The organism is Streptomyces sp. NPDC046887, assembly GCF_040644755.1.
In the GTDB taxonomy this organism is placed as follows: domain Bacteria; phylum Actinomycetota; class Actinomycetes; order Streptomycetales; family Streptomycetaceae; genus Streptomyces; species Streptomyces lichenis.
Window position 1 is genome coordinate 124771 of record NZ_JBEYXH010000012.1, and the last position, 26754, is coordinate 151524.

Genomic DNA, 26754 nt, shown 5'->3' on the forward strand with positions numbered 1-26754 from the left:
CCCGGCAGCTCGGACGGCCCGGATCGCTCGGATGGCACGGCCGGGGCGCCGGCTCCCGGGGTGGTCATGTGTTCGGGGGGTTCTGTCACCGGGGCAGTGTGGCACCCGCGCGAGACCCGGCCCAGAGGCCCCGCACCCCCGTACATCCGTCCGCCCCGGCCCAGAGGCCCCGCACCCCCGTACATCCGTCCGCCCCCGCTCCACGTCCCCGCCGCGGCCCGCCTGCCCGTCGCCGCCCGAGCGTCCCGCTCAGAACAGCGGCTCGGGCAGCACTCCCTCCAGCGCGAGCAGTTGCCGCTTGGTCTCCAGCCCCCCACCGAACCCCCCGATCCCGCCGTCCCCCTCCACTACCCGGTGGCAGGGCACCACGATCGGCAGCGGATTGGCGGCCATCGCCGCGCCCACCGCCTGCGCCGCCCCCGGCTGACCGACCCGGCCGGCCAGCTCCCCGTATCCGACGACCGTCCCGTACCGCACACCGGACGCCAGCTCCCTGAGCACCTGCCGGTTGAACCCGCCGATCAGCGACCAGTCCAGCGGCACGTCGAAGTCCTGTATCCGGCCCGCGAAGTACGCGTCCAGCGCGCGTATCGGCTCGGCCAGCCGCCCCGAGGCGTCCTCCACCAGCTCGGCGCCCAGCCGGGAGGCGATCCGCCGCAGCGCCCGGTCCCGCACCTCGGGGCGGGCGTGGAACACCACCGTGACCAGCCCCTCCTCGGTCGCGGCCAGCATCAGCGGGCCGATGGCGCTGTCGACCACCGCCCACTCCACCCGCCGCGCCACATCGTCTCTGTCCATGGAGATCACCGTACGACCGCCCACTGACAACGCGAACCGTTTGGCGACTACCAGCCACCACACCGGCGAAGAAGCGGCCCGGCCGGGATGTGCCGAGAGGACCCGCTGACAACGATTCCCTCCGCCGCGGGCCCGGCCCGGGCCCGATCGGCCGCGTCCCCGGCCTTCGTCCCATCTCTGTTCGAGGACCGCCGGACCGTAGCCGGGGAGCACTACCAGCGGGTACACATGGCACGTCCGGCTCGCGGACCCGGATGTCCGGCATCCGGGGCCGCTGTCCGGCGACGCCCGGAACCGCGCGGTCCGCGGGTCGGTGCGTGCGGCACCCCGCCGGGGGCGGACGGGGGCGTGAAGCGGAGGGGGCACCAGCGTGGCAGGCACTGTCGAAGGCTTCCGATACGGGCTCACCACGCCCGCGGCCGGGTTTCTGCTGGCCTGTCTGGGCGGGTTCCTGCTGGCCCGCCCGGACGGGCTGCTCGCGACCCGCGCGGCCCGGCCCGGGGGAGGGGCGGACCGGGTGCGGCTCGCCCGCCTGGTCCTCGGGGCGGCCACGCTCGGCTGCGGGATCTGGGCCGCGCAGGTGGTCGCGCTGACCGGCTTCGGCGTCGCGGGGACACCGGTCGGCCGGGACCCGCTCACCACCGCGGCCGGTCTGGCCGTGGCGGTGGCCACCGCGGGCGTGGGCCTCTTCGTGGCCGGGCACCGGGGTCCCAGCACGCTGTCCCTGGCCACCGGCGGGACGATCATCGGACTGGGCATCGCCGCCACCCACTACCTGGGCATGGCCGGGCTGCGGCTCGCCGGGAGCCTCGGATACGCCACCGGGCTCGTCGCCCTCTCCGTCATCGTCGCCGCCGTGGCCGCCACCCTGGCACTGCGCGCCGCCGTCTCGACGCGCCGCCGACCGGCCTCCGCCACGGCCGCCGCCCTGGGCACCGGGGCCGCGGTGATCGGGATGCACCACATAGGCCTCGCCGCGGTCACCGTGACCATGGCCCCCGACTCCTCCGCCGCGGCCGGAGCCACCCCCGTGCTGATCGCCGCCCTGCTGGCCGGACCGGTGCTGTTCCTGCTGGTCGCCGGGGTGACCGCGGTGCGCGGCCGGCGGGTTCCGGACGGCGGCCGGCCCCGGCACCGCACCCCGGACGGCGGCACTCCGCTCCGGCCCCGAGGGCCCCGCCCGTCCCGTACCGGGTCCGCCGGACCGGGCGGCTCCGGGGCGTGCGCGACCGGCGGAGAGCACTCCTGCCGGCTGGCCGCCTGGCCCGTCGAGACCGCTGCCGAGTCCACCGGGCCCGCCGGATCCGCCGTACGCCGCCGGCCGGCCCGCCGCCGCGGGAGCCTTCCGCGCCACTGAGGGAGCCCCTGAGGCTCCGCGCGGCGGTCGGACCCCCTCCCACCTGCGCCGGAGCCCCGTTGTCAGTGGGGGGTCGTACGGTTAATGGCATGCGGCCCGTTTCCTCAATCGAACGCTCGGTGGCGCCCTTCGAGGTCGTCAGCTCCTACCAGCCCAGCGGCGACCAGCCCACGGCCATCGCCGAACTGGACCGCCGCGTCCGGGCGGGCGAGAAGGACGTCGTCCTGCTCGGCGCCACCGGTACCGGCAAGTCGGCCACCACCGCCTGGATGATCGAGAAGCTCCAGCGCCCCACCCTCGTCATGGCGCCGAACAAGACCCTCGCCGCCCAGCTCGCCAACGAGTTCCGCGAGCTCCTGCCGAACAACGCGGTGGAGTACTTCGTCTCGTACTACGACTACTACCAGCCCGAGGCGTACGTTCCCCAGTCGGACACCTACATCGAGAAGGACTCCTCGATCAACGAGGAGGTGGAGCGGCTGCGCCACTCCGCGACCAACTCGCTGCTCACCCGGCGGGACGTGGTGGTGGTCGCCTCGGTGTCCTGCATCTACGGCCTGGGCACACCCCAGGAGTACGTGGACCGGATGGTCCCGCTCAAGGTCGGTGACGAGTTCGACCGCGACGAGCTGCTGCGCCGCTTCGTGGACATCCAGTACACCCGCAACGACCTGGCGTTCACCCGCGGCACGTTCCGGGTCCGCGGCGACACCATCGAGATCTTCCCGGTCTACGAGGAGCTGGCCGTCCGGATCGAGATGTTCGGCGACGAGATCGAGGCGCTCTCCACCCTCCACCCGCTCACCGGCGAGGTCATCAGCGACGACCAGTCGCTCTACGTCTTCCCGGCCAGCCACTATGTGGCGGGACCGGAGCGGATGGAGAAGGCGGTCAACGGCATCGAGCGGGAGCTGGAGCAGCGCCTGGCCGAGCTGGAGAAGCAGGGCAAGCTGCTGGAGGCCCAGCGGCTGCGGATGCGCACCACCTACGACATCGAGATGATGCGCCAGGTCGGCTCCTGCTCCGGCATCGAGAACTACTCGATGCACTTCGACGACCGCGAGCCCGGCTCCGCGCCGAACACCCTGCTCGACTACTTCCCGGAGGACTTCCTCCTGGTCATCGACGAGTCGCATGTCACCGTGCCGCAGATCGGTGCCATGTACGAGGGCGACGCCTCCCGCAAGCGCACCCTGGTGGACCACGGCTTCCGGTTGCCCTCCGCCCTGGACAACCGGCCGCTGAAGTGGGAGGAGTTCCAGCAGCGGATCGGCCAGTCCGTCTATCTGTCGGCCACCCCCGGCCAGTACGAGCTGTCCCGCTCCGACGGCTATGTGGAGCAGATCATCCGCCCCACCGGCCTGGTGGACCCGGAGGTCGTCGTCAAGCCCACCGAGGGCCAGATCGACGACCTGGTGCACGAGATCCGCACCCGCGCCGAGCGGGACGAGCGGGTGCTCGTCACCACCCTCACCAAGAAGATGGCCGAGGACCTCACCGACTACTTCGTGGAGCTCGGCATCCAGGTCCGCTACCTCCACAGCGACGTCGACACCCTGCGCCGGATCGAGCTGCTGCGGGAGCTGCGGGCCGGCGAGTACGACGTCCTGGTCGGCATCAACCTGCTCCGGGAGGGCCTGGACCTCCCCGAGGTCTCCCTGGTCGCCATCCTCGACGCCGACAAGCAGGGCTTCCTGCGCTCCGGCACCTCGCTCATCCAGACCATCGGCCGTGCGGCGCGCAATGTCTCCGGCCAGGTCCATATGTACGCGGACAAGGTCACCCCGGCCATGGCCCAGGCCATCGACGAGACCAACCGTCGCCGCGAGAAGCAGATCGCGTACAACAAGGCCAACAACATCGACCCGCAGCCCCTGCGGAAGAAGATCAACGACATCGTGGCCACCATCGCCCGCGAGGAGATCGACACCGAGGAACTGCTCGGCACGGGCTACCGGCAGGGGAGGGACGGCAGGCCGGTGCTCAGGACCCCGGTGCCCTCGCTCGCCGCCCACACCCCGGCCGGGGGCGGAGACGGCGGCGGCCAGGCCGCCGCGAAGGGTGCCAAGGGCAAGAGCAAGGCGAAGACGGCCGGCACGGGCGCGATCGTCAGCGACCGCCCCGCCGCCGAACTCGCCGGGATCATCGAGGAGATGACCAACCGCATGCGGGCCGCCGCGGCCGAGCTCCAGTTCGAGGTCGCCGCCCGGCTGCGGGACGAGGTCGGCGAGCTGAAGAAGGAGCTGCGGCAGATGAAGGAGGCCGGTATCGCCTGACGGAGGCCGGCCGGCCAGGGCGCCTGACCGGCCGGAGGCGCCCGAGGAGCACCCGGTGGGGGCCTGAGGGGCCCGGCCCAACGGGCTCAAGGGCCTGTGCGCCCACCCGGCCGGGGGTGGGTGAGGGATCCCGGGCCCAGGGGCGCCCGAGGGAGCCTGGTCCAAGGGTGCCTGGCGGGACGGTGCCGCCCGACCGTCCGGGCCCGGGCCGGTGCGGCCCACCCGTCCGGGCCCCGGCCGGTGCCCACCCGACCGGCCGGGATGCCGGGCGCCCGGGACCCCGGCCCGGGGTGGGCGTTGAGGTGTCGCGGGGCGCCTGCTGCGTCCGCCGTCGGGTCCGATGTTGCAAGAGCGCCACAATGCGCACCGCTCCTGCTGCCGGGCGGCCGGGGCTGCGTAGGGTGCTGGTCAACCGCACCCGGGTGACGGCGGCGGGGGAACGCCAAGAGAGGGGACAGCGCGTGACGGTCAACATGACCAAGGGTCAGGCCATCAGCCTGCGGAAGAACGACGGAGGGGACCTGACCGCGGTGCGGATGGGGCTCGGCTGGCAGGCGGCTCCGCGCCGCGGCCTGTTCGGATCGCGCACCCGTGAGGTGGACCTGGACGCCTCGGCGGTGCTCTTCGCCGAGAAGCAGCCGATCGACGTGGTCTTCTTCCGCCACCTCGTCAGCGACGACGGCTCGGTCCGGCACACCGGCGACAACCTGGTGGGCGGCGCCGGGCAGGGCGGCGACGACGAGTCGATCCTGGTGGACCTCCAGCGCGTGCCCGTCCACATCGACCAGATCGTCTTCACGGTGAACTCCTTCACCGGCCAGACCTTCCAGGAGGTGCAGAACGCGTTCTGCCGCCTGGTCGACGAGACCAACGGCCAGGAGCTGGCCCGCTACACGCTCGACGGCGGAGGGCAGTACACGGCGCAGATCATGGCCAAGGTCCACCGCGCGGGCGGCGGTTGGCAGATGACGGCCCTGGGCGCCCCGTCCGCGGGCCGCACCTTCAAGGACCTCATGCCGGCGATCCTGCCGCACCTGTAACGGGGCCGGTCCCCGGCTCGGGCACCGCCCGGGCCGGGCGCACCACACACCACACCCATCACGCACCGCAGGCCACACGCCGCACCGAGGGGGACAGAGGCAGATGACGGCCGAGCTGGTCCGGGGGCAGAACCTCCCACTGCCGCACACCCGGCTGGAGGTACGGGTGTCGGCCGGGGCGCCGGTGGTGTGCGGAGCCACCCTGGCCGACGCCGCGGGCCGGCTCTCCGGCGCCGGGCGGTTCGTCCACCCCGGTGCTCCCCGGCTGCCCGGCGTGGAGGTCCCCGAGACGGCCGCCACCGAGCACCGGCTCGTCCTCGACCTGGACGCCCTCGCCCCGGAGGCGCACCGGCTGACCGTACTGCTCGCCCTGCCCGGCGGCGCCGGGGACCCCGGTGCCCCGGCCTGCTTCGGCGCCCTTGCCCCGCCCCGGCTGACGGTCGGCGTCCCGGACGGCGACGGGATCGCCACGTACAGCCTCACCGGCCTGGAGACCGAGTCCGCGGTCGCCGCGCTGGAGCTCTACCGCCGCCAGGGGGCCTGGAAGGTCCGCGCGGTGGGCCAGGGCTACGCGGGCGGGCTGGCCGACATGCTCGCCGACCAGGGCCTCCCGCCGGTGACGGCGGGCGAACTGGCGGCCGCCGCCCTGGCCGCCGCCGTACCGACCGCGCCCCCGGCGACCGCACAGCCGACGGCTGCGCCCGTGGCGCTCGGCCCCGCGGTGACCGGGCCGCCCCCTCCCCGTACCACCGCCGTACCCCTGGACCGTGCCACGACGGATCCCGCCGCCACGGGGGCCACCGCGCAGCCGCCGGCCGCCGCCTCCGGCCCGACCATCGACTATCTGCACCCCCGGCGCTCCGCCGGCGCGCCCTCTGCGGGGACCGGACCGCAGCCCTCGGCCCCCGCCACCACCCCCGCCGTGCCCGTGGCCGGTGACGCGGCCGGCTGGACCATGGACGAGCGCCTGTACAACCAGGTGTGGGGCATGTTCGAGGACCTGGCCCGGACGACCGCCGCCTACCGCAGCGCCATCGACTTCGCCGACTCCCGCCGGGAGCAGGAGCTCGACCGGGCCCTGGCCGACCCGCGGGCCCGGATCGGCTCCGCGGGGGACGCGGCCCGGGCCGCCGCCGGGGCGCGGTACGAGGAGCTGAGCGCCCGCGCCCGCGAGACGCTCGACCGGGATCTGGCCCAGCTCACCGCCGAGTCCGAGGCCGTGGAGCCGGCCCTGCCGCCCGCCTACGCGCGCTGGGACCACCCGGTCTGGCTCGGCTACCGGCCCCCGGCCGAACCCGCGATGGCCGTCCGCCTGGGCGACCTCCATCTGCCCGAGCGCCCGGAGCTGCGGATCCCCATGCTGATCCGGCTGCCGCTGGAGCGCGGGCTGTGGATCGACAGCGGACGCGGCGGCTCGGCCGGATCCCTGATGGTGGACGCCACCGAGATCCGCCGGCTGGCCGCCGGCACCGCCGCGCTGCACGCGGTACGGCTGCTCGCCGCGCACCCCCCGGGCGGCTGCGCCGCGCATCTGCTGGACCCGGGCGGAAGCGCGGCCTCCGCGTTCGCCCCGCTCACCGCCGCCGGACTGGTGACCGCGCCGCCCGCACAGGGAGCCGCGGGCGTCACCGAGGTGCTCGACCGGCTGGTACGGCGGGTGGAGCTGGTGCGGATGGCGGTCCGGGCGGGGGCCGCGGACGCGCTGCCGCCCGATATCGACCCGGTGGACCAGCTGCTGGTCGTCAACGACTTCCCGTACGGGTTCGACGACCGTTCGGTGACCCGGCTGCGCTATCTGGCGGACGAGGGCCCGGCGGTCGGTGTGCACGTGCTGCTGGTCGCCGACCGGACGGACGCCGCCGCGTACGGCCCGGTGCTGGACCCGCTCTGGTCCTCGCTGCTCCGTCTGACGCCGGTGCCCGACGAGCACCTGGCCGATCCCTGGGTCGGCCACGCCTGGACCTACGAACCGCCGACCGCCCCGGCCGGCGGCGGCGCCCTCGCCCGGGTGCTGGGAGAGCTCGGGTCAACCCGTCGCTGATTCCATCACCCTCCCGTCCGACCTGCCTGACCAGCGCTTTTGGTAGTCGCTTACCGGTTTCTTTACCTTCCCTTGGGTCTTGGGGTAGTGTTCATGATTGCGGAGGGGAGTACTCCCGCCTGCGGCGTACCCGTCAATACGGACGGTCGGACAGAGACCGGTCCCGGGGCGTCGGCCCGTGGTCGGTTCCGGTGACGGACACCGCCGCCCCGGGTGGAAGAGACCTCCGGCAGCGACGACGCTGATCCATAGCCGTACGACGCCGGAGGCGCAGTGGACGTTTCGATCAATCTGTGGCTGGTGACCATTCTCGGTCTGTCGGCCCTCATCGCGGTCGACTTCTTCATCGGGCGCAAGCCCCATGATGTGTCGATCAAGGAAGCCGGTATCTGGACGATCGTCTGGATCGTGCTGGCCGCCCTGTTCGGCCTGGGACTGCTGGCCGCGGGCGAGAGCCAGGCGTCCGGCGAGTTCTTCGCCGGCTACATCACCGAGAAGTCGCTGAGTGTCGACAACCTCTTCGTCTTCGTGCTGATCATGGCGAAGTTCTCGGTGCCCACCCACCTCCAGCAGCGGGTGCTGCTGATCGGTGTGCTGGTCGCCCTGGTGCTCCGCGCGATCTTCATCGCAGCGGGCGCCGCGATCATCTCCAACTTCGCCTGGGTCTTCTACATCTTCGGCGCGTTCCTGATCTACACCGCCTGGAAGCTGATCCAGGAGGCGCGGGCCGACGAGGAGGAAGAGGACTGGGAGGAGAACCGCCTCCTGAAGTCCATCGAGAACCGCTTCGGTGTGGCGGACCGCTACCACGGCACCAAGCTGTTCATCCAGGAGAACGGCAAGCGCGTCCTCACCCCGCTGATGGTGGTCATGCTGGCCATCGGCACCACCGACGTGCTGTTCGCGCTGGACTCCATCCCCGCGATCTTCGGCCTGACCCAGGACCCGTACATCGTCTTCACCGCCAACGCCTTCGCCCTGATGGGTCTGCGGCAGCTGTACTTCCTCATCGGCGGACTGCTGAGGAAGCTGGTCCACCTGAGCTACGGCCTGTCGGTGATCCTCGGCTTCATCGGTGTGAAGCTGGTGCTGCACGCCCTGCACGAGTCCGGGGTGCACGTCCCCGAGATCAGCATCCCGCTCTCGCTCTCCGTCATCGGCGGTGTCCTGGTGATCACCACCATCACCAGCCTGATCGCCTCCAAGAAGAAGGAGCGCCAGGAGGCCGAGCAGGCCCAGCGGACCGAGGGCGGCGACGCGTCGAAGGACAGCATCGAGGCCTGACTCCGGCACGTACCGCACAGCATGAGAAGAGCCGCCCCCCGCTCATCAGCGGGGGGCGGCTCCTTCGCGTTCCAGGGGGCCGGGGGCCGGCGGGGGTGGACCGCGTCCGGCTACCAGCCGCGTTCGCGCCACTCCGGGAGCCCCGGGCGCTCGGCGCCCAGGCTGGTGTCGTCACCATGGCCCGGGTAGACCCAGGTCTCGTCCGGCAGTACGTCGAACAGCTTGGCCTCCACATCCCCGAGCAGGCTGGCGAAGGCCTCGGCGTCACCGTGGGTGTTGCCCACCCCGCCAGGGAAGAGGCAGTCGCCGGTGAAGACATGCGGGTGGCCGTGCGGGTCGTCGTAGACCAGCACGATCGAGCCCGGGGTGTGGCCCACCACCCGGCGCGCGGTCAGCTCCACCCGGCCGACCCGGACGGTGTCGCCGTCCTCCACCGGTACGTCGGTGGGGACACCGATGCCCTCCGCGTCGTACCGCCCCGCGTACGTCCGGGCCCCGGTCGCGGCGACCACGTCGGCCAGCGCCTGCCAGTGGTCGGGGTGCCGGTGCGTGGTCACCACGGACGCGATGGAGTCGTCGCCGATCAGCGCCAGCAGCGTCGTCGGCTCGGCGGCCGCGTCGATCAGCAGCTGCTCACCGGTGGTGCGGCAGCGCAGCAGATAGGCGTTGTTGTCCATCGGACCCACGGCGACCTTGGAGATCATCAGGTCCGCCAGTTCGTGCACGTCGGCGGGCCCGCCGACCTTGACCGTTCCGCTGTACGTCATGGAACTCAGCCTATAGCGGCGGCAGTACGGGCAGCGGGCCGCCGGACACGGTGAGCGCCGCGCCGTCCCGGCGCCCGGCCAGCCAGCCGACCAGATCGGCGGGCGAGCCGCTGACGGTCACCTCGCCGCCCTCCCGGCCTCCCGTGCGCCACTCCCGGCCGCCCGCCAGCAGCCGGGTCGGCGGCACGGTGGCGAGCCCGGAGAAGCGGTCGGCGAGGAAGTCGGTCTCCTGCCCGGTGAACCGTTCCGGCAGGTCCTCCAGCTCATAGCCGATGCCCAGGTCCACATGGTGCAGCTCGATCTCCTGGAGCCGCCGGAAGGGGACCCGGGCGGCCCGGTCGGTGACCCCGTTGCGCAGCTCGACCAGGCGCTCCCAGTCGGCCGGAACGGCACCCTCCGCGTCGAACCGCGCGGCGGTGTCCCGGACGTCGGCCAGCTGGACGGCCGGCGGCCTGGGCGCGTCCCGCTCGATGTCCTGGTCGCGGGCCTCGCCGCTGACGTACATGGGGAGCCCCTGGAGGACGTTGACCAGGGCGTCGGCGTTACGGGCCAGATGGGCCAGGACATGGCCGCGGGTCCAGCCGGGCAGCCGCGAGGGCTCGGCCAGTGCGGTCTCGTCCAGGGAAGCGGCCGCGCTCAGCAGCCGGTCGGTCGCCTCGCGGAGGGCGGCCAGGTCCTGCACATGGTCGATCATGCCGCTGACCCTAGCGCCGGGCCCGACCGGGGTGAAGGGCGGCCGGTGCGGGGGAGGGGCGGCCGGTCCGGCCGGTGGGCGGAAGGCCTGGTCGGCGGCTGTCCGGGGGCGTTGTCAGTGGTGGGTCGTAGGGTTTCCAGCGTCGGCCGGATGTCCTGCCACCCCCGCCGCGACCGGGATAGGCCCGGGACCGGAGGCGGGCATTGTCCGGCGGATACGGGCATCGTTCCGGCCGCCGTGGGCGTTAGCTCTACGGAGGCGGTGTCCCGGGGCAGCCGCGCCCGGCACGGCTTCGAACGGTCGAACGAGGCGCTCGCCACACGATCGGGTGAAGCTGACCGGAGAAGGCCGTAAATCGAAAGCACGTGCTATACGCTCGGTGGAGGCATCCTGGAAGTCCCGACAGGCGAAGTCCAGACAGCCGAAGTCCCGACAGGCGAAGTCCCGGCAGCCGTCGACACGGTCCCCGCCCGGTTCGACGTCCTCCGCCCCGGTGGCCCCGCAGGCTCGAAGAGCCGGGGATCCGGGGATCCGGACGGGGCTGTCCCCCGCTTCTCCACCCGCTTATCTCAAGCCCCTCTTCTTCTCAAGAAAGGTGCGGACCGGCGTGGCCGACCGTCTCATCGTCCGTGGCGCGCGCGAGCACAATCTGAAGAACGTCTCGCTCGACCTTCCGCGTGACTCGCTCATCGTCTTCACCGGACTGTCCGGGTCGGGCAAGTCGTCCCTCGCGTTCGACACCATCTTCGCCGAGGGCCAGCGCCGCTACGTGGAGTCCCTCTCCTCGTACGCGCGGCAGTTCCTCGGCCAGATGGACAAGCCGGACGTGGACTTCATCGAGGGCCTCTCCCCGGCCGTCTCGATCGACCAGAAGTCGACCTCGCGCAACCCGCGCTCCACCGTCGGCACCATCACCGAGGTCTACGACTACCTCCGGCTGCTCTTCGCACGCATCGGCAAGCCGCACTGCCCCGAGTGCGGGCGGCCCATCTCGCGCCAGTCGCCGCAGGCCATCGTGGACAAGGTGCTGGAGCTGCCCGAGGGCAGCCGCTTCCAGGTCCTCTCGCCGCTGGTGCGCGAGCGCAAGGGCGAGTTCGTGGACCTCTTCGCCGACCTCCAGACCAAGGGGTACAGCCGTGCCCGGGTGGACGGGCAGACCATCCAGCTCGCCGAGCCGCCCACGCTGAAGAAGCAGGAGAAGCACACCATCGAGGTGGTCGTGGACCGCCTCACCGTCAAGGACAGCGCCAAGCGGCGGCTGACCGACTCCGTGGAGACCGCGCTCGGCCTCTCCGGCGGCATGGTCGTGCTCGACTTCGTCGACCTCCCCGAGGACGACCCCGAGCGCGAGCGGATGTACTCGGAGCACCTGTACTGCCCGTACGACGACCTGTCCTTCGAGGAGCTGGAGCCGCGCTCCTTCTCCTTCAACTCGCCCTTCGGCGCCTGCCCGGACTGCACCGGCATCGGCTCCCGGATGGAGGTCGACCCCGAGCTGATCGTCCCCGACGAGGACAGGTCGCTGGACGAGGGCGCGATCCACCCCTGGTCGCACGGGCACACCAAGGAGTACTTCGGCCGGCTGATCGGCGGCCTCTCCGAGGCGCTCGGCTTCCGCACCGACATCCCCTGGGCCGGGCTGCCCGCCCGGGCCAAGAAGGCGCTGCTGTACGGCCACCGCACCCAGGTCGAGGTCCGCTACCGCAATCGCTACGGCCGCGAGCGCGCCTACACCACGCCCGCCTTCGAAGGCGCCGTCCCCTTCGTCAAGCGCCGGCACAGCGAGGCCGAGAGCGACTCCAGCCGGGAGCGCTTCGAGGGCTATATGCGCGAGGTGCCCTGCCCCACCTGCGAGGGCACCCGGCTCAAGCCGATCGTGCTGGCGGTGACGGTGATGGGCCGCTCCATCGCCGAGGTCTCCGCCATGTCGATCAGCGACTGCGCCGACTTCCTGGCGCAACTCACCCTGACCGCCCGTGACAAGAAGATCGCCGAGCGGGTGCTCAAGGAGGTCAACGAGCGACTGCGCTTCCTGGTCGACGTCGGCCTGGACTACCTCTCGCTGAACCGCGCGGCCGGCACCCTCTCCGGCGGCGAGGCCCAGCGCATCCGGCTCGCCACCCAGATCGGCTCCGGACTGGTCGGCGTGCTGTACGTGCTGGACGAGCCGTCCATCGGCCTGCACCAGCGCGACAACCACCGGCTGATCGAGACCCTGGTCCGGCTCCGGGACATGGGCAACACCCTGATCGTCGTGGAGCATGACGAGGACACCATCAAGGTCGCCGACTGGGTGGTGGACATCGGCCCCGGCGCCGGCGAGCACGGCGGCAAGGTCGTCCACTCCGGCTCCCTGAAGCAGATGCTCTCCAACAAGGAGTCGCTGACCGGGCAGTACCTGGCCGGGAAGCGGTCCATCCCGATCCCCGAGATCCGCCGCCCGGTCGACCCGGCCCGGCAGCTCACCGTGCACGGGGCCCGCGAGAACAACCTGCGGGACATCGACGTCTCCTTCCCGCTCGGTGTGCTCACCGCGGTCACCGGAGTCTCCGGCTCCGGCAAGTCCACCCTGGTCAACGACATCCTCTACACCCACCTGGCGCGCGAGCTCAACGGCGCCAAGTCGGTGCCCGGCCGGCACACCCGGGTGGACGGCGACGACCTGGTCGACAAGGTCGTACACGTCGACCAGTCGCCGATCGGCCGCACCCCGCGCTCCAACCCGGCCACCTACACCGGCGTCTTCGACAACGTCCGCAAGCTGTTCGCCGAGACGACGGAGGCCAAGGTCCGGGGCTATCTGCCCGGCCGGTTCTCCTTCAACGTCAAGGGCGGCCGCTGCGAGAACTGCTCCGGCGACGGCACCATCAAGATCGAGATGAACTTCCTGCCGGACGTCTACGTCCCCTGCGAGGTGTGCCACGGCGCGCGCTACAACCGGGAGACGCTGGACGTCCACTACAAGGGCAAGTCCATCGCCGAGGTGCTGGACATGCCGATCGAGGAGGCGCTCGACTTCTTCGAGGCGGTGCCGACCATCGCCCGGCACCTGCGCACCCTCACCGAGGTGGGCCTCGGCTACGTCCGGCTCGGCCAGCCGGCGCCCACGCTGTCCGGTGGTGAGGCACAGCGGGTGAAGCTCGCCTCCGAGCTGCAGAAGCGCTCCACCGGGCGCACGGTCTACGTACTGGACGAGCCCACCACGGGTCTGCACTTCGAGGACATCTCCAAGCTGATCAAGGTGCTCTCCGGTCTGGTCGACAAGGGCAACTCGGTGATCGTCATCGAGCACAACCTCGATGTCATCAAGACCGCCGACTGGCTGGTGGACATGGGCCCCGAGGGCGGCAGCGGCGGCGGCCTGGTCATCGCCGAGGGCACCCCGGAGCAGGTGGCCGGAGTCCCCGCCAGCCACACCGGCAAGTTCCTCCGGGACATCCTGGACGCCGAGCGGATCAGCGACGCGGCGGCCACCGTGCCCGCGGCCCGCAAGCGCACCTCCGCCCGCAAGGCGGTCGACGGCGCCCCCCGGAAGACGGCCGCCACCAAGGCGGGCGCCAAGGCCGGTGCCGCCACCAAGGCCGCGACCAAGGCGACGGCTCCGGCCGCCCGCAAGGCGGCGGCTCGCGCCAAGAAGGCCTGAGCCCCACCCTGGCCGGACCCCGGCCCCGGACCCTGTGAATCCAGGGCCTGGGGCCGGGGTCCGACCTGTGGCGAGGACCCGGGCCCGGGGGAGCCCGGGGTCGGGCGGGAGGATCCGGAGGCGGGGCGAGGATCCGAGGCCCGGGCGAGGATCCGGGGGCGGCCGGAGGCGCGGCGAAACCGGCCGGTATCGTCGGGTTCCGTCACCATCCACCGCCTTCGGCCGAGTCACCTTCACCGCCCCCCCTGACGGTGACCGTCTCCGTCGTCCGCTTCTCGCTCTCCGTGGAGTGCCCATGTCCGGCCAGCCGACCGCCCGCCGCACCGTGCTGAAAGGCGCCGCCCTCGCCGGGACGGCCGGGCTGGGGGCCGCCGCCTGCTCCACCGAGTCCAAGGTCGGGCACGCCGCGGTGCCCACCCCCACCGCTCCCGTGGACCTCGGCGACCCGGAGGACGTCCCGGTCGGCGGTGCCCGGCTCTACCGCGAGCAGCGGCTCGTGGTGAGCTGCCCGGCCCAGGGCAGCTACAAGGCGTACAGCGCCCAGTGCACCCACGCGGGCTGCGTCTTCGACAAGGTCGAGGGCACCGAGGGCCACTGCCCCTGCCACGGCAGCCGCTTCGACGTCACCACCGGCCAGGCGATCCAGGGCCCGGCCACCGCCGCGCTGCCCGAGGTCCCGATCCGGGTCAAGGGCGGCAAGCTGGTCGCGGGCCCGGAAAAGTAAGGACCCGGAGCAGTAAGGAGCTCGGAGCACCAGTGGGCCCGGAGCAGGAGGACGCGGCAGCGGTACGCGGCGCCGGCGGTCGTGTCGGCGGGCGCACCGCGCGCGGGGCCGTGCTACTCCCAGTCCCACTCGATGCCCAGCATCCCCGGCCGCACCCCCTGCTCCACCACATGCACCGAGCGGTGCCGGCCGCTGAGCGTCAGCTCCGTCCGGCCGGTCCGGGGCGCGCCCGCCCCGCTCTGGGCGAACCGCCGGCACCGTACCGGCAGCGCGGCCGGGTCGAACCGCACATGCAGCACGTACTGCCCGCCGGTGAACCGGAAGCCCCGGACGTACTCGCCACTGGGCCCGCCCGTCCCGTCCACGAAGCCGTAGCCGAAGAAGCAGGTCTCACCCGCCCGCAGCCGGGTGTCGAAGAGCAGCTCGGCGACGACCACCCCGGCGGCCGGGTGCCGGCGGATCCGCCCCACCCGGCAGTTCTCACCCGCCCACACCTCCACCCGTTCCGCCTCGCAACCCACCTCCCCGTGGTGCACGGCGAGATAGCGGTCCACCCCGTCCCGATGGGCGCGCACCACATGCTGCGAGTCCCGGCCGGTCAGCTCCCGCCCCGGCCCGATCCGCACCAGCTCGTGGTGGCCCACCGTGTGCAGCCCGCCGTCGAGCGGTGACTCCAGCGAGGCGATCAGCTCCTCCACCGCGCCCGAGGGCTCCAGCAGCGCCCGGTACGGCCGGGAGGCGAACCGCTCACCGCCACCCGTGCCGGGCTTGGCCGCCGCGGTACGGGCGGCTGCTGCCTCGCCGGTGCCGAGCAGCCGCAGCAGTGAGCCGTCCGGCAACCGCAGCAGCTCCTCCAGAGCCCGTACCGCCCGCAACGACTCCGGGCGCCGGGGGCGGCGCAGCCCCTGCTGCCAGTACGACAGGCTGGTCACCCCGACCCGGATGCCCCGGTGTGCCAGATGGTGCCGCACCCGGTGCAGCGGCAGTCCGCGTGCCTCCAGCGCCGCCCGGAGCGCCAGATGGAACGGGCCGGTGCGCAGGATCTGGGCCAGATCGGCCTCGGTGTGAGCCATGGGGGGTCCTGGGTCGTGGAAGGTGGTCCTGGGTGAACGTTCACGTTGGCGCGCGGTCGGCCTCCGGCGCCGGGGCGGGTTTGTGCTGGTGGGCGGCCCGGGGCGTTCACCGGACGGTCGGCTCGTTCACACCCCGCTGCCACCCCGTGGGGACACCGCATTGAACCCTTATTGACCTGACCGCGACAACGCTCGATGCTCCACTCAGCGTCCGGACGTGATCCTCCCTCCCCACATCCCCAGTCGGAGGAACACGATGCGCAAGCTCGTCAGACCCCCGCAGCACCCCTCCACCCCCCGGCGCCGTCCGCGGCACCGCCTCACCCTCGTCACACTGCTCACCGCCGTACTCACGGCGCTGACCGCCGCCGCCCCGACCGCCGCCGTCGCCGCCGACGGTTCGGACGGTGCGGCCGCGCTCGGCCAGAAGCGGCTGAACATCACCATGCAGGCCCAGGTGAAGACCAACTGGTGCTGGGCGGCCGGCGGCAACACCATCGCCGCCTGGTTCGGTCGCAACTACGCCCAGAACCAGTTCTGCAACGCGGCGTTCAACCGCCAGCAGGGCACCGAGTGCCCCAACAACCAGGCCACCCTGGGCAATGTGCAGACGGGCCTGCGCTGGGCCGGGATCAGCCCCGGCTCCTATGTCACCGGCTGGCTGCGATACGCCACCGTGCAGAGCGAGATCAACGCCGACCGGCCCGTGGAGACCCGGATCCAGTGGTCGAGCGGCGGCGGCCATATGCATGTGATCTACGGCTACGACGACGCGAGCAGCCTCGTCTACTGGGGCGACCCCTGGCCCTCCAGCAACCGCTACAACTGGGCCTCGCACGACTGGTACGTCAACAACAACTCCTTCTCCTGGACCCACTCCCTCTACCGGATAGGGGCGTGAGCGCGATGACCGCACGGCACCTCGCGGCCGCCACCGCACTCGCCGCCGCCCTGCTGGCCGGCGCGGCCCCCACCGCTCTCGCCGCCGCCCCGTCCCCCGCCCCGGGGGCGGCCACCCCGGACCGGGCCGTCTCGGCGCCCGCCACCCTGGACACCCTCGGCCGCTTCTTCGCCCAGCCCGGGGCCGGTGCCGAGGCCGCGGTGGGCACCAAGGCGGCCGGGAAGCCCCGGATTGACGGAACTTCTGTCCCGGTGCACGTCCTGTCACCCGACTTCGTCGCCGGCCGGGCGGGCGCCCCGGTGGCGCGGGTCGAGTACCACGCCGCCACCGCGACCGCCGCCGACGGCCGCAAGGCCTCGGTCTGGACCGTCCGGCAGGGTGGGTCCTGGCGGGTGGTGAACATCGCCACCGGCGACGACGAGACCCGCTACGCCCGCCAGGGCGCACGGCGGCTGCCCGGCGGCACGGTCTTCCGGGAGCCCCAGATCGACGCCTGGTACGTGCGGAAGGACGCCACGGTCCTCCCGCTCGACGAGGACGCCATCCGCGCGGTCGGCGCCCGGGGCACCACCCTGGCCGCCTACCGGGAGCGGGTGCGCGCCGACTACGGGGACAAGGCCCCGGGCTCGGCGTACGCCAAGAAGGGCCTGGCCGGCGGCTACGGCACCCCGGCGGGCCGTACGGCCGGAGCGGCGGCCGACCGGAGCCCGGCGGACCGTACCGCGCCGGTACCGGCGGCGGCGGAGGCCCCGGCGGAGAAGGGCGGTCCGCTCGGGGTCGGCACCCCGCTGGCGGCGGCCGGCGGTGGGCTGGTGCTGGCCGCCGCCCTCGCCCTGACCCGCCTCCGCGCCGCACGCCGCCGCACCTGAGGGCCGCTTCACCGGCTGACGGCTCATGGGGCGCCTCCGCTTCGGTGGAGGCGCCCCTTCGCTCGGCTCCGGAGTGTCAGTGGGCGCCAGTAGGGTGTGAGTCATGGCAGACCCCTCCAGCTACCGCCCCAAGCCGGGACAGATCCCCGACTCGCCGGGGGTCTACCGGTTCCGTGACGAGCACCGCCGGGTGATCTACGTCGGCAAGGCCAAGTCCCTCCGGCAGCGCCTCGCCAGCTACTTCCAGGACCTCGCCGGGCTGCACCCCCGCACCCGCACCATGGTGACCACGGCCGCCTCCGTGGAGTGGACGGTGGTGTCCACCGAGGTCGAGGCGCTCCAGCTGGAGTACTCCTGGATCAAGGAGTACGACCCGCGGTTCAACGTCAAGTACCGCGACGACAAGAGCTACCCCTACCTCGCCGTCACGCTGAACGAGGAGTTCCCCCGCGTCCAGGTCATGCGCGGGCAGAAGAAGAAGGGCGTGCGGTACTTCGGCCCGTACAGCCACGCCTGGGCGATCCGGGACACCGTCGACCTGCTGCTGCGGGTCTTCCCGGTGCGCACCTGCTCCGCCGGGGTGTTCCGCAACGCCGCCCGCACCGGCCGCCCCTGTCTGCTCGGCTACATCGGCAAGTGCTCCGCGCCCTGCGTGGGCCGGGTCACCCCGGAGGAGCACCGGGAGCTGGCCGACGAGTTCTGCGACTTCATGGCCGGCCGCACCGGCACGTACATCCGCCGGCTGGAGAAGGACATGGCCATCGCGGCGGAGGACATGGAGTACGAGCGGGCCGCCCGCCTGCGCGACGACATAGGGGCCCTGAAGCGGGCCATGGAGAAGAGCGCCGTCGTCCTCGCCGACGCCACCGACGCCGACCTGATCGCCCTCGCCGAGGACGAGCTGGAGGCGGCCGTGCAGATCTTCCACGTCCGCGGCGGACGGGTGCGCGGCCAGCGCGGCTGGGTCACCGACAAGGTGGAGGCCGTGGACACCGCCGGCCTGGTCGAGCACGCCCTCCAGCAGCTGTACGGGGAGGAGAGCGGCGACGCCGTGCCCAAGGAGGTCCTGGTCCCGGCCCTCCCCGAGGACGCGGACGCCGTCAGCCAGTGGCTCGGCGACCGGCGCGGCTCCCAGGTCTCCCTGCGCGTCCCCCAGCGCGGCGACAAGAAGAGCCTGATGGAGACCGTCGGGCGGAACGCCCAGCAGGCCCTGGTGCTGCACAAGACCAAGCGCGCCAGCGATCTGACCACCCGCTCCCGGGCCCTGGAGGAGATCGCCGAGGCGCTCGGCCTGGAGACGGCCCCGCTGCGCATCGAGTGCTTCGACATCTCCCATCTCCAGGGCGAGGACGTGGTGGCGTCCATGGTCGTCTTTGAAGACGGGCTGCCGCGCAAGAGCGAGTACCGGCGCTTCGCCATCCGCACCTTCGAGGGGCAGGACGACGTCCGCTCGATGCACGAGGTGGTCTCCCGCCGGTTCCGGCGCTACCTCGCCGAGAAGGAGCGGACGGGGGAGTGGGACCTCGCCGCGGACGGCGCCGAGCCGGGGCCGGGCGGTGCCGGTACGGGGACGGGGACGGAGGGAGCCGAGCCGGGTACGGGCGGAGCCGCCGGAGCCGGTACGGCCGGAACCGGAACCGGAACCGTTACGGGCGGGGCCGAGGCGGCCGGGATGGGGCCACTGGAGGACGACGGGCGGCCCAGGAAGTTCGCCTATCCGCCGCAGCTGGTGGTGGTCGACGGCGGCAGGCCGCAGGTCGCCGCCGCCCGGCGCGCGCTGGACGAGCTCGGCATCGACGATGTGGCCGTCTGCGGGCTGGCCAAGCGGCTGGAGGAGGTCTGGCTGCCGGACGACGAGGACCCGGTGGTGCTGCCGCGCTCCAGCGAGGGGCTGTATCTGCTCCAGCGGGTCCGCGACACCGCGCACGACTTCGCCATCCGCTATCAGCGCACCAAGCGGCACAAGCGGATACGGACCGGCCCGCTGGACGCGGTGCCCGGCCTGGGCGAGGCGCGCAAGCAGGCGCTGATCAAGCACTTCGGTTCGGTCAAGCGGCTCCGGCAGGCGACGATCGAGCAGATCTGCGAGGTGCCGGGGTTCGGCCGGAAGACCGCCGAGGCCGTGGCCGTGGCGCTCGCCCAGTCCGCACCGGCCGCGCCCGCCGTCAACACGGCGACGGGAGAGATCCTTGAGGAGGAGGACGTGGCGGCCTCCCCGGGCCCGTCCTCCTGACCCGACCCCGGGCAGGGTGATCGGTGGCCGGGCCGAGCCGGGCGATCGGCGATGATCGGTGGTGATGGACGATGATCGGCAATGATCGTGGTGGCGAGGGCGTTCACCCGGTGCGGAGGAGTCCGCACCACACCGCCCCCGACCCCATCCCCGCAGCAGACCGCAGCACCACACCGACCGAGCACGACCGGGAACCACCGAGAGACGGAGCAGCAGACGTGAGTACGGGCACGACGATGGAGGCCGGCGAGGCCGCCGAGGCGGCGACCCCCGAGCTGGTGATCATCTCCGGGATGTCGGGCGCGGGCCGCAGCACCGCGGCCAAGTGCCTGGAGGACCTCGGCTGGTTCGTGGTGGACAACCTGCCACCGGCGCTCATCCCCACCATGGTGGAGCTCGGCGCCCGCTCCCAGGGCAATGTGGCGCGGATCGCCGTCGTGGTCGACGTGCGCGGCCGCCAGTTCTTCGACGCCCTGCGCGAGTCCCTGTCCGACCTGGACACCCGGCAGGTCACCCGCCGGATCGTCTTCCTGGAGTCCTCCGACGAGGCGCTGGTGCGCCGCTTCGAGTCGGTGCGCCGCCCGCACCCGCTCCAGGGCGACGGCCGGATCGTAGACGGCATCGCCGCCGAGCGGGACCTGCTGCGCGAGCTGCGCGGCGACGCCGACCTGGTGATCGACACCTCCAGCCTCAACGTCCACGAGCTGCGCGCCAAGATGGACGCCCAGTTCGCCGGCGACGAGGAGCCGGAGCTGCGCGCCACCGTGATGTCCTTCGGCTACAAGTACGGCCTGCCGGTCGACGCCGACCTGGTGGTGGACTGCCGCTTCCTGCCCAACCCGCACTGGGTGCCCGAGCTGCGCCCGTACACCGGGCTCAACGAGGAGGTGTCGGGCTATGTCTTCAACCAGCCCGGCGCCAAGGAGTTCCTCGACCGGTACACCGAGCTGCTGCGGCTGATCGCCACCGGGTACCGCCGCGAGGGCAAGCGGTACGTCACCGTCGCGGTCGGCTGCACGGGCGGCAAGCACCGCTCGGTGGCCATGTCCGAGAAGCTCGCGGCCCGGCTGGCCTCCGAGGGCGTCGAGACCGTCGTGGTGCACCGGGACATGGGGCGCGAGTGAGGACCACCCGCCGGCGTACGAGCACCCTTACCGCCCGTACGCTGCGCCGGCGCGGCACCCAGCCCAAGGTCGTCGCCCTCGGCGGCGGCATGGGCCTGTCCGCGTCGCTCGCCGCGCTGCGTCGCATCACCGGCGACCTGACGGCCGTGGTGACGGTCGCCGACGACGGCGGGTCCAGTGGCCGGCTCCGCGAGGAGCTGGGCGTCCTGCCGCCCGGCGACCTGCGCAAGGCGCTGGCCGCGCTCTGCGGTGACGACGACTGGGGGCAGACCTGGGCCAGGGTCATCCAGCACCGCTTCCAGTCCCACGGCGCGCTGCACGAGCACGCGGTCGGCAATCTGCTGATCGTGGCGCTGTGGGAGCAGCTCGGCGACCATGTTCAGGCGCTGGACCTGGTCGGCCGGCTGCTCGGCGCGAACGGCCGGGTGCTGCCCATGTCGGCCGTACCGCTGGAGCTCCAGGCTCTGGTCAAGGGGCACGATCCGACACGCCCGGAGGACGTGGACACCGTACGCGGCCAGGCCACGGTGGCGCTCACCCCCGGTGAGGTGCAGTCCGTCCACCTGGTGCCCGCCGATCCGCCGGCCGTCCCGGAGGCGGTGGACGCGGTCCTTGACGCCGACTGGGTGGTCCTGGGTCCCGGCTCCTGGTTCTCGTCCGTGATCCCGCATCTGCTGGTGCCCGAGCTGCTGGACGCGCTGGCGGAGACCAAGGCGCGCCGGGTGCTCTCGCTGAACCTCGCCCCGCAGCCCGGCGAAACCGAGGGCTTCTCCCCGCAGCGTCATTTGGAGGTTTTGGGACGACACGCCCCTAAACTCGCCCTGGACGTGGTGCTGGCCGACGAGGCCGCCGTGCCCGACCGCGACTCCCTCGCGGACGCCGCCAAAGGGTTCGGCGCCGCGGTCGAGCTGGCCCGCGTGGCCAGGGCGGACGGATCCCCCAGGCACGACCCTGAGCTGCTGGCCGCCGCGTACGACCGTATTTTTCGGATGCATGGAAGGATCGGCCCATGGCGATGACGGCAGCGGTGAAGGACGAGATCTCCCGGCTTCCCGTCACCCGCACCTGCTGCAGGAAAGCCGAGGTGTCGTCGATCCTGCGGTTCGCCGGCGGGCTGCACCTGGTGAGCGGGCGGATCGTGATCGAGGCGGAGCTGGACACGGCGATGGCGGCCCGCCGCCTGAAGCGGGACATCGCCGAGATCTTCGGCCACAACTCCGAGCTGATCGTGATGGCGCCCGGCGGTCTGCGGCGCGGCTCGCGCTTCGTGGTCCGGGTGGTGGCCGGCGGTGACCAGCTGGCGCGGCAGACCGGGCTGGTCGACGGCCGGGGCCGGCCGATCCGCGGCCTGCCGCCGCAGGTCGTCTCCGGCGCCACCTGCGACGCGGAGGCCGCCTGGCGGGGTGCGTTCCTCGCCCATGGCTCGCTGACCGAGCCGGGCCGCTCCTCCTCGCTGGAGGTCACCTGCCCCGGCCCGGAGGCCGCGCTCGCCCTGGTCGGCGCGGCCCGCCGGCTGTCCATCGGGGCGAAGGCCCGCGAGGTGCGCGGGGTGGACCGGGTGGTGGTCCGGGACGGTGACGCCATCGGCGCGCTGCTGACCCGGCTGGGCGCGCACGAGTCGGTGCTGGCCTGGGAGGAGCGGCGGATGCGCCGCGAGGTGCGGGCCACCGCCAACCGGCTGGCCAACTTCGACGACGCCAACCTGCGCCGCTCGGCCCGGGCCGCGGTGGCCGCGGGGGCGCGGGTGCAGCGGGCGCTGGAGATCCTCGGCGAGGAGGTCCCCGAGCACCTCGCCGCGGCCGGCCGGCTGCGGATGGAGCACAAGCAGGCCTCCCTGGAGGAGCTGGGCGCCCTGGCCGACCCGCCGCTCACCAAGGACGCGGTCGCCGGCCGCATCCGCCGGCTGCTGGCGATGGCCGACAAGCGCGCCCAGGACCTGGGCATCCCGGGCACGGAGTCCAATCTGACCGAGGACCTCACCGAGGAAATGGCCGACGTGGTCGGCTGACGCCGACGGGGACCGGGTGCCCTGGTCGGCTGACGCCGACGGGCGTCGGGTGGGTGCCTTGCGGTGGGCGGCCGCGTTGGTCGGCTGGCGCCGACGGGCGTCGGGTGGGTGCCTTGCACCCCGGTGGCGTGCCTCGCCCTCGCCCAGGGACACCGGGGTCCGTCGGTGACGCCTGTGCGGCGGATGGTTCGCCCGTGCGGGGCGGTGCCCTGGTCGGCTGGCGCCGACGGGGACCGGGTGGGTGCCCTTGCGTGGGCGGCGCGGGGGTCGGCTGGCGCCGACGGGCGTCGGGTGGCTGCCCTGGTCGGCTGGCGCCGACGGGGCTGGTCAGTCGGCTCACGCCAGGCTGACGCGTGAGGCGGATCGCCCGGTCGGTGCGGCCCCCGGCATCGTACGGGCCCCTTGGCCCCGTACCGCCCCGGCCTCGTACGGGCTCCTTTGCCCCGTACCGCCCCGGCTTCGTACAGACTTCCGCACCGCCCCGGCTTCGTACGGGCCCCTTGGCCCCGTACCGCCCCGGGTGGGTACCGCATCCGGCCTTCGCCTCGGGCCCTCAGGCACCCCCGCCCACCGGGCCGCGGGTCTGCGGCCGCCCCCGAGCCCTTGGCGCCCGGGTCCGTCCGGAAACACCGGGATACCCGGACACACCGGGCCACGCGGTATTGACATGATCATGGCCCGTCGAAAGCCTGGCGCCGTCCACTTCCGTGGCACACCACAGCAAGGGGGGCACATGAGACAGAAGGCGAGAGCGGTTCTCGCCGCGGCGGCGCTGCTGGCGACCGGGCTGGTGGCGGTGCCCGTCGCCGGGGCGCAGGCGCGCGCCGGGGACGGGGGCGGGGAGCGGCTCTCCGTCTGGCGCGCCGAGGTCACCAGGGGGCAGGTACCCCTGCTGCTGGCGGCCGGGGCCGACGGGCACGAGCTGACCGAGCAGGTGCCCGCCAAAGGCACCGCCACCGTGGAGCTGTACCTCACCGGGGCGCAGGCGGACGAGCTGCGGGGGGAGGGCGTCAGGCTCACCCCGCACCAGGTGTCCGCCGCGGCGAAGCGGCGCACCGCGGCGGCCGGGGACGGGGTGTTCCGGCCGTACGGCGGCACCGGCGGGCTGAAGGAGGAGATCCAGGCCACCGCCCGCGCCCACCCGGGGATCACCAAGGTGGTGAGCATCGGGAAGACGGTCGGGGGGCAGGACATCCTGGCGCTGAAGGTGAGCAAGGGCGCGGGGAAGGGGAGGGACGGGAGCAAGCCGGCCACGCTGTACCTGTCCAACCAGCACGCCCGGGAGTGGATCACCCCGGAGATGAACCGGCGGCTGCTGCACCACTACCTCGCCGGTTATGGGAAGGACCCGCGGATCACCCGGATCGTGGACTCCACCGAGCTGTGGTTCGTGCTGTCCGCCAACCCCGACGGCTACGACTTCACCCACGCCGACCCGGCCAACCGGCAGTGGCGCAAGAACCTGCGGGACAACGACGGGGACGGGAGGATCGCCCCGGGGGACGGGGTGGATCTGAATCGGAACTTCTCGTACAAGTGGGGCTACGACAACGAGGGTTCCTCGCCCGACCCGGCCGACGAGACCTACCGGGGCACCGGGCCCGGCTCGGAGCCGGAGACGCGGGCGATCGACGCCTTCCAGAAGCGGATCGGCTTCCGGTACGGGATCAACTACCACTCCGCCGCCCAGCTGCTGCTGTACGGGGTGGGCTGGCAGGTCGCCACCGACACCCCCGACGACGTACCGCTGAAGGCGCTGGCGGGCACGCCCGAGAAGTCGGCCGTGCCGGGCTACCGGCCGCAGGTGTCCTCCGAGCTGTACACCACCAACGGCGAGGCGGACGGCCACGCGGCCAACGTCAACGGGATGCAGATGTTCACCCCGGAGATGTCCACCTGCGCCACCGTCTCCCGGATCGACCCGGATGATGCTTGGGAGCCGGGGGACTGCGCCTCGGTGTTCACTTTTCCGGACGACGAGAAGCTGATCCAGCAGGAGTTCGCCAAGAACATCCCGTTCGCGCTGGCGGTCGCCGAGTCCGCCGCGCGCCCCGACGATCCGGTCTCCCCGGTCGGCACCCCGGCACCCGCGTTCGTCCCGGACGCCTTCGCCGTCTCCTACGCCCGCGGCGACCAGACGGTGGCCGTGACCGCGCGCACGTCGCTGCGCGACAAGGAGCTGAAGTACCGTGTCAACGGCGGGCGGACCTGGGACCAGACGCTGAAGCCCTGGCGCGGCGGTGAGCGGTACGGCGGTGAGGACAACCTCTACTACGACGAGTACCGGGCCAAGGTCCAGGACGGCGAGCCGGGCGACCGGGTGGAGGTCTGGTTCACCGGGCGGACGAAGAAGGACGGGAAGCGGGTCAGCTCCACCCCGTTCACGTACACGATCGCCGAACGGCCGCGCGCCGACACGCTGGTGATCGCCGACGAGGAGGGGAGCGCCCCGGCGCGGCACACCGCCGCGTACACCGCCGCCGTCAAGGCGAACGGCGGGCGGGCCGCGGTCTGGGACACCGCCGTCCAGGGCGCGCCGCACCCGCTCGGGGTGCTCTCCCACTTCCGTACCGCCCTCTGGTACACCGGCGCCGGCGAGCCCGACGGGCCCACCGCGCTCGCGGTGCGCGACTACCTCAACGAGGGCGGCCGGCTGGTCAACGCCGGTGAGCACGCGGGCGGCGAGACGAACATCGGCCGCACCTACAGCGACGACTTCGCGCAGTACTACCTGGGCGCCTACCGCCGGGCCGGGCTGGCCGGCGCGGAGGAGTTCAAGGGGGCGGGCAAGCTGTGGGGGACCTCGGTCCCGCTGGCCGGGGCGGTCGGCAACCCGCTGGACTCGGCCGGCAGTTACACCGCCACCTCCGACACCCTGGACCCGGCTCACTTCCCGCAGTTCGCGAGCGCGGCCGGCGGTGACTACCCGGGCGTGCGCACCCCGTTCGAGCCGTACGAGGGCAGCTCCTTCGCCGCCGCGCGGCACAGTGACAACGCCTGGATGCGGCTGAGCCGCACCGTCGACCTCACGGCCGCCACCGCGGCGCAGCGGCCGGCGCTCCAGTTCCGGTTGAGCCATGACCTGGAACCCGGCTACGACAACGTGATCGTGGAGGCCCGCACCGAGGGCGGCGAGGACTGGACCACCCTGCCCGACGCCAACGGCGCCACCTCCACCGAGGTGCCCGCCGACTGCGCCGAGGGCTTCTACCTCGCCGGGCACCCCGCGCTGGCCCGCTACCTCACCCTGGGCCCGGACGGCTGCGCGCCCACCGGCACCAGCGGCGCCTGGCACGCCTTCACCGGCAACTCCGGCGGCTGGCTGCCGGTGGCGATCGATCTGAGCGCCTACGCCGGCAAGCGGGTCGAGCTGTCGGTCTCGTACGTCACCGATCCGGGTACCGGCGGCACGGGCGCGTTCGTGGACGACACCCGGCTGGTCACCGGTGGCACCGCGAGCGGCGCCGAGGGGTTCGAGACCTCGCTCGGGGCGTGGAGCGTGCCGGGGCCGCCGGCCGGCAGTCCGGGCAACGCCACCGACTGGACCCGCTCGGGTGCCCTCTACCAGTCCTCGGCGGCGATCACCACCCGGGACACCGTGCTGCTCGGTTTCGGCCTGGAGCACGTGCCCTCGGCGGGGGACCGCGCCCGGCTGCTCGGACGGGCGCTGGACGTGCTCCGGCGCTGAACCCGGGTAGCCGTTTTCGATGGCTCGCAGACCCTCGGAAAGCCGCCCGGAAGAGCGCCTCCGCGCTCGTCCGGGCGGCGGCGCCCGGCCCGGTGGCGTTACCGGCCGGTAGTGCAGGTCAGACCAGGCCTCCGGGCCCCGTACAGGCGCTTCGGATGTCACCCCACCGCCACCGGAGGGGTAGGGTCGGAGGCGGTCGGGGACATCCCAAATCAAGCTCGCCGGCGTCACTGG

Annotated in this window: 18 protein-coding genes; 14 read left to right on the forward strand and 4 right to left on the reverse strand. The window is 73.0% G+C overall.

All coding sequences use genetic code 11. The annotated features are described in order from the left end of the window. Positions 1-249: 249 nt before the first annotated feature. Positions 250-798 (reverse strand): methylated-DNA--[protein]-cysteine S-methyltransferase, encoded by a 549-nt coding sequence (locus tag ABZ945_RS14695; protein ID WP_361268440.1) that lies wholly within the window; start codon positions 796-798, stop codon positions 250-252. 370 nt (positions 799-1168) lie between these two features. On the opposite strand from ABZ945_RS14695, the gene ABZ945_RS14700 reads away from it, so the two are divergent. The 5 genes from ABZ945_RS14700 (at position 1169) to ABZ945_RS14720 (ending at position 8796) form a co-directional block, all read left to right on the forward strand. Next, positions 1169-2155, forward strand: coding sequence for an MHYT domain-containing protein (locus ABZ945_RS14700; protein WP_361268443.1), 987 nt, complete (start codon positions 1169-1171; stop codon positions 2153-2155). A gap of 89 nt (positions 2156-2244) precedes the next feature. Continuing rightward, entirely contained in the window at positions 2245-4431 is a 2187-nt protein-coding gene (gene uvrB / locus ABZ945_RS14705; protein WP_361268445.1) for an excinuclease ABC subunit UvrB, read from the forward strand. Positions 4432-4892: 461 nt separating this feature from the next. Continuing rightward, on the forward strand, positions 4893-5471 hold the full coding sequence (locus ABZ945_RS14710; RefSeq protein WP_361268448.1) for a TerD family protein: 579 nt from the start codon (positions 4893-4895) through the stop codon (positions 5469-5471). 103 nt (positions 5472-5574) lie between these two features. Next, complete coding sequence (locus ABZ945_RS14715) at positions 5575-7512, forward strand: TerD family protein (RefSeq protein WP_361268451.1); 1938 nt, start codon at positions 5575-5577, stop codon at positions 7510-7512. Positions 7513-7785: 273 nt separating this feature from the next. Further along, positions 7786-8796: a TerC/Alx family metal homeostasis membrane protein gene (locus ABZ945_RS14720; RefSeq protein WP_361268453.1), complete on the forward strand. Its 1011-nt coding sequence runs from the start codon at positions 7786-7788 to the stop codon at positions 8794-8796. Between the two features lie 110 nt (positions 8797-8906). Here ABZ945_RS14720 and ABZ945_RS14725 read toward each other — a convergent pair whose 3' ends face one another. Beyond that, positions 8907-9563, reverse strand: coding sequence for an MBL fold metallo-hydrolase (locus ABZ945_RS14725; RefSeq protein WP_361268456.1), 657 nt, complete (start codon positions 9561-9563; stop codon positions 8907-8909). Positions 9564-9573: 10 nt separating this feature from the next. After that, positions 9574-10257: a maleylpyruvate isomerase family mycothiol-dependent enzyme gene (locus tag ABZ945_RS14730; protein WP_361268458.1), complete on the reverse strand. Its 684-nt coding sequence runs from the start codon at positions 10255-10257 to the stop codon at positions 9574-9576. 607 nt (positions 10258-10864) lie between these two features. Between ABZ945_RS14730 and uvrA the strand changes: the two genes are divergently transcribed. Together uvrA and ABZ945_RS14740 are read left to right on the forward strand one after the other, a co-directional pair. Further along, the gene (gene uvrA / locus ABZ945_RS14735) at positions 10865-13900 is read left to right on the forward strand and encodes an excinuclease ABC subunit UvrA (protein ID WP_361268461.1); all 3036 of its coding nucleotides are present in this window, start codon (positions 10865-10867) and stop codon (positions 13898-13900) included. A 295-nt stretch (positions 13901-14195) separates the two neighbouring features. Continuing rightward, complete coding sequence (locus ABZ945_RS14740) at positions 14196-14624, forward strand: Rieske (2Fe-2S) protein (protein WP_361268464.1); 429 nt, start codon at positions 14196-14198, stop codon at positions 14622-14624. Positions 14625-14737: 113 nt separating this feature from the next. On the opposite strand, the gene ABZ945_RS14745 is transcribed toward ABZ945_RS14740, so the two are convergent. After that, a complete protein-coding gene (locus tag ABZ945_RS14745) occupies positions 14738-15697 on the reverse strand; it encodes a hypothetical protein (protein WP_361268466.1) in 960 nt (319 codons plus the stop codon). A 256-nt stretch (positions 15698-15953) separates the two neighbouring features. Between ABZ945_RS14745 and ABZ945_RS14750 the strand changes: the two genes are divergently transcribed. The 7 genes from ABZ945_RS14750 to ABZ945_RS14780 all read left to right on the forward strand — a co-directional run bounded on the left by ABZ945_RS14750 (position 15954) and on the right by ABZ945_RS14780 (position 26520). Beyond that, complete coding sequence (locus ABZ945_RS14750) at positions 15954-16598, forward strand: papain-like cysteine protease family protein (RefSeq protein WP_361268469.1); 645 nt, start codon at positions 15954-15956, stop codon at positions 16596-16598. A gap of 5 nt (positions 16599-16603) precedes the next feature. Next, positions 16604-17467, forward strand: coding sequence for a hypothetical protein (locus ABZ945_RS14755; protein WP_361268472.1), 864 nt, complete (start codon positions 16604-16606; stop codon positions 17465-17467). A gap of 103 nt (positions 17468-17570) precedes the next feature. Further along, positions 17571-19700 (forward strand): excinuclease ABC subunit UvrC, encoded by a 2130-nt coding sequence (gene uvrC, locus ABZ945_RS14760; protein ID WP_361268475.1) that lies wholly within the window; start codon positions 17571-17573, stop codon positions 19698-19700. A gap of 236 nt (positions 19701-19936) precedes the next feature. Next, entirely contained in the window at positions 19937-20824 is an 888-nt protein-coding gene (gene rapZ / locus ABZ945_RS14765) for an RNase adapter RapZ (protein WP_248634752.1), read from the forward strand. Continuing rightward, positions 20821-21843, forward strand: coding sequence for a uridine diphosphate-N-acetylglucosamine-binding protein YvcK (gene yvcK / locus ABZ945_RS14770; RefSeq protein ID WP_361268478.1), 1023 nt, complete (start codon positions 20821-20823; stop codon positions 21841-21843). Before rapZ ends, yvcK begins: the two co-directional genes overlap by 4 nt. Then, positions 21834-22832 carry a DNA-binding protein WhiA gene (gene whiA / locus ABZ945_RS14775; protein WP_361268481.1) on the forward strand — a complete coding sequence of 333 codons (999 nt, stop codon included), beginning with the start codon at positions 21834-21836 and terminating at the stop codon, positions 22830-22832. Before yvcK ends, whiA begins: the two co-directional genes overlap by 10 nt. A gap of 733 nt (positions 22833-23565) precedes the next feature. Next, entirely contained in the window at positions 23566-26520 is a 2955-nt protein-coding gene (locus ABZ945_RS14780) for a M14 family zinc carboxypeptidase (protein ID WP_361268484.1), read from the forward strand. Positions 26521-26754 lie beyond the last annotated feature (234 nt).

Coding starts and splice junctions, on each gene's coding strand:
- uvrC (WP_361268475.1), top strand. CDS start 17,571: ATGGCAGACCCCTCCAGCTACCGCCCCAAGCCGGGACAGATCCCCGAC.
- ABZ945_RS14740 (WP_361268464.1), top strand. CDS start 14,196: ATGTCCGGCCAGCCGACCGCCCGCCGCACCGTGCTGAAAGGCGCCGCC.
- ABZ945_RS14750 (WP_361268469.1), top strand. CDS start 15,954: ATGCGCAAGCTCGTCAGACCCCCGCAGCACCCCTCCACCCCCCGGCGC.
- whiA (WP_361268481.1), top strand. CDS start 21,834: ATGGCGATGACGGCAGCGGTGAAGGACGAGATCTCCCGGCTTCCCGTC.
- ABZ945_RS14715 (WP_361268451.1), top strand. CDS start 5,575: ATGACGGCCGAGCTGGTCCGGGGGCAGAACCTCCCACTGCCGCACACC.
- uvrB (WP_361268445.1), top strand. CDS start 2,245: ATGCGGCCCGTTTCCTCAATCGAACGCTCGGTGGCGCCCTTCGAGGTC.
- ABZ945_RS14745 (WP_361268466.1), bottom strand. CDS start 15,697: ATGGCTCACACCGAGGCCGATCTGGCCCAGATCCTGCGCACCGGCCCG.
- ABZ945_RS14695 (WP_361268440.1), bottom strand. CDS start 798: ATGGACAGAGACGATGTGGCGCGGCGGGTGGAGTGGGCGGTGGTCGAC.
- ABZ945_RS14725 (WP_361268456.1), bottom strand. CDS start 9,563: ATGACGTACAGCGGAACGGTCAAGGTCGGCGGGCCCGCCGACGTGCAC.
- ABZ945_RS14755 (WP_361268472.1), top strand. CDS start 16,604: ATGACCGCACGGCACCTCGCGGCCGCCACCGCACTCGCCGCCGCCCTG.
- ABZ945_RS14780 (WP_361268484.1), top strand. CDS start 23,566: ATGAGACAGAAGGCGAGAGCGGTTCTCGCCGCGGCGGCGCTGCTGGCG.
- ABZ945_RS14730 (WP_361268458.1), bottom strand. CDS start 10,257: ATGATCGACCATGTGCAGGACCTGGCCGCCCTCCGCGAGGCGACCGAC.
- rapZ (WP_248634752.1), top strand. CDS start 19,937: ATGGAGGCCGGCGAGGCCGCCGAGGCGGCGACCCCCGAGCTGGTGATC.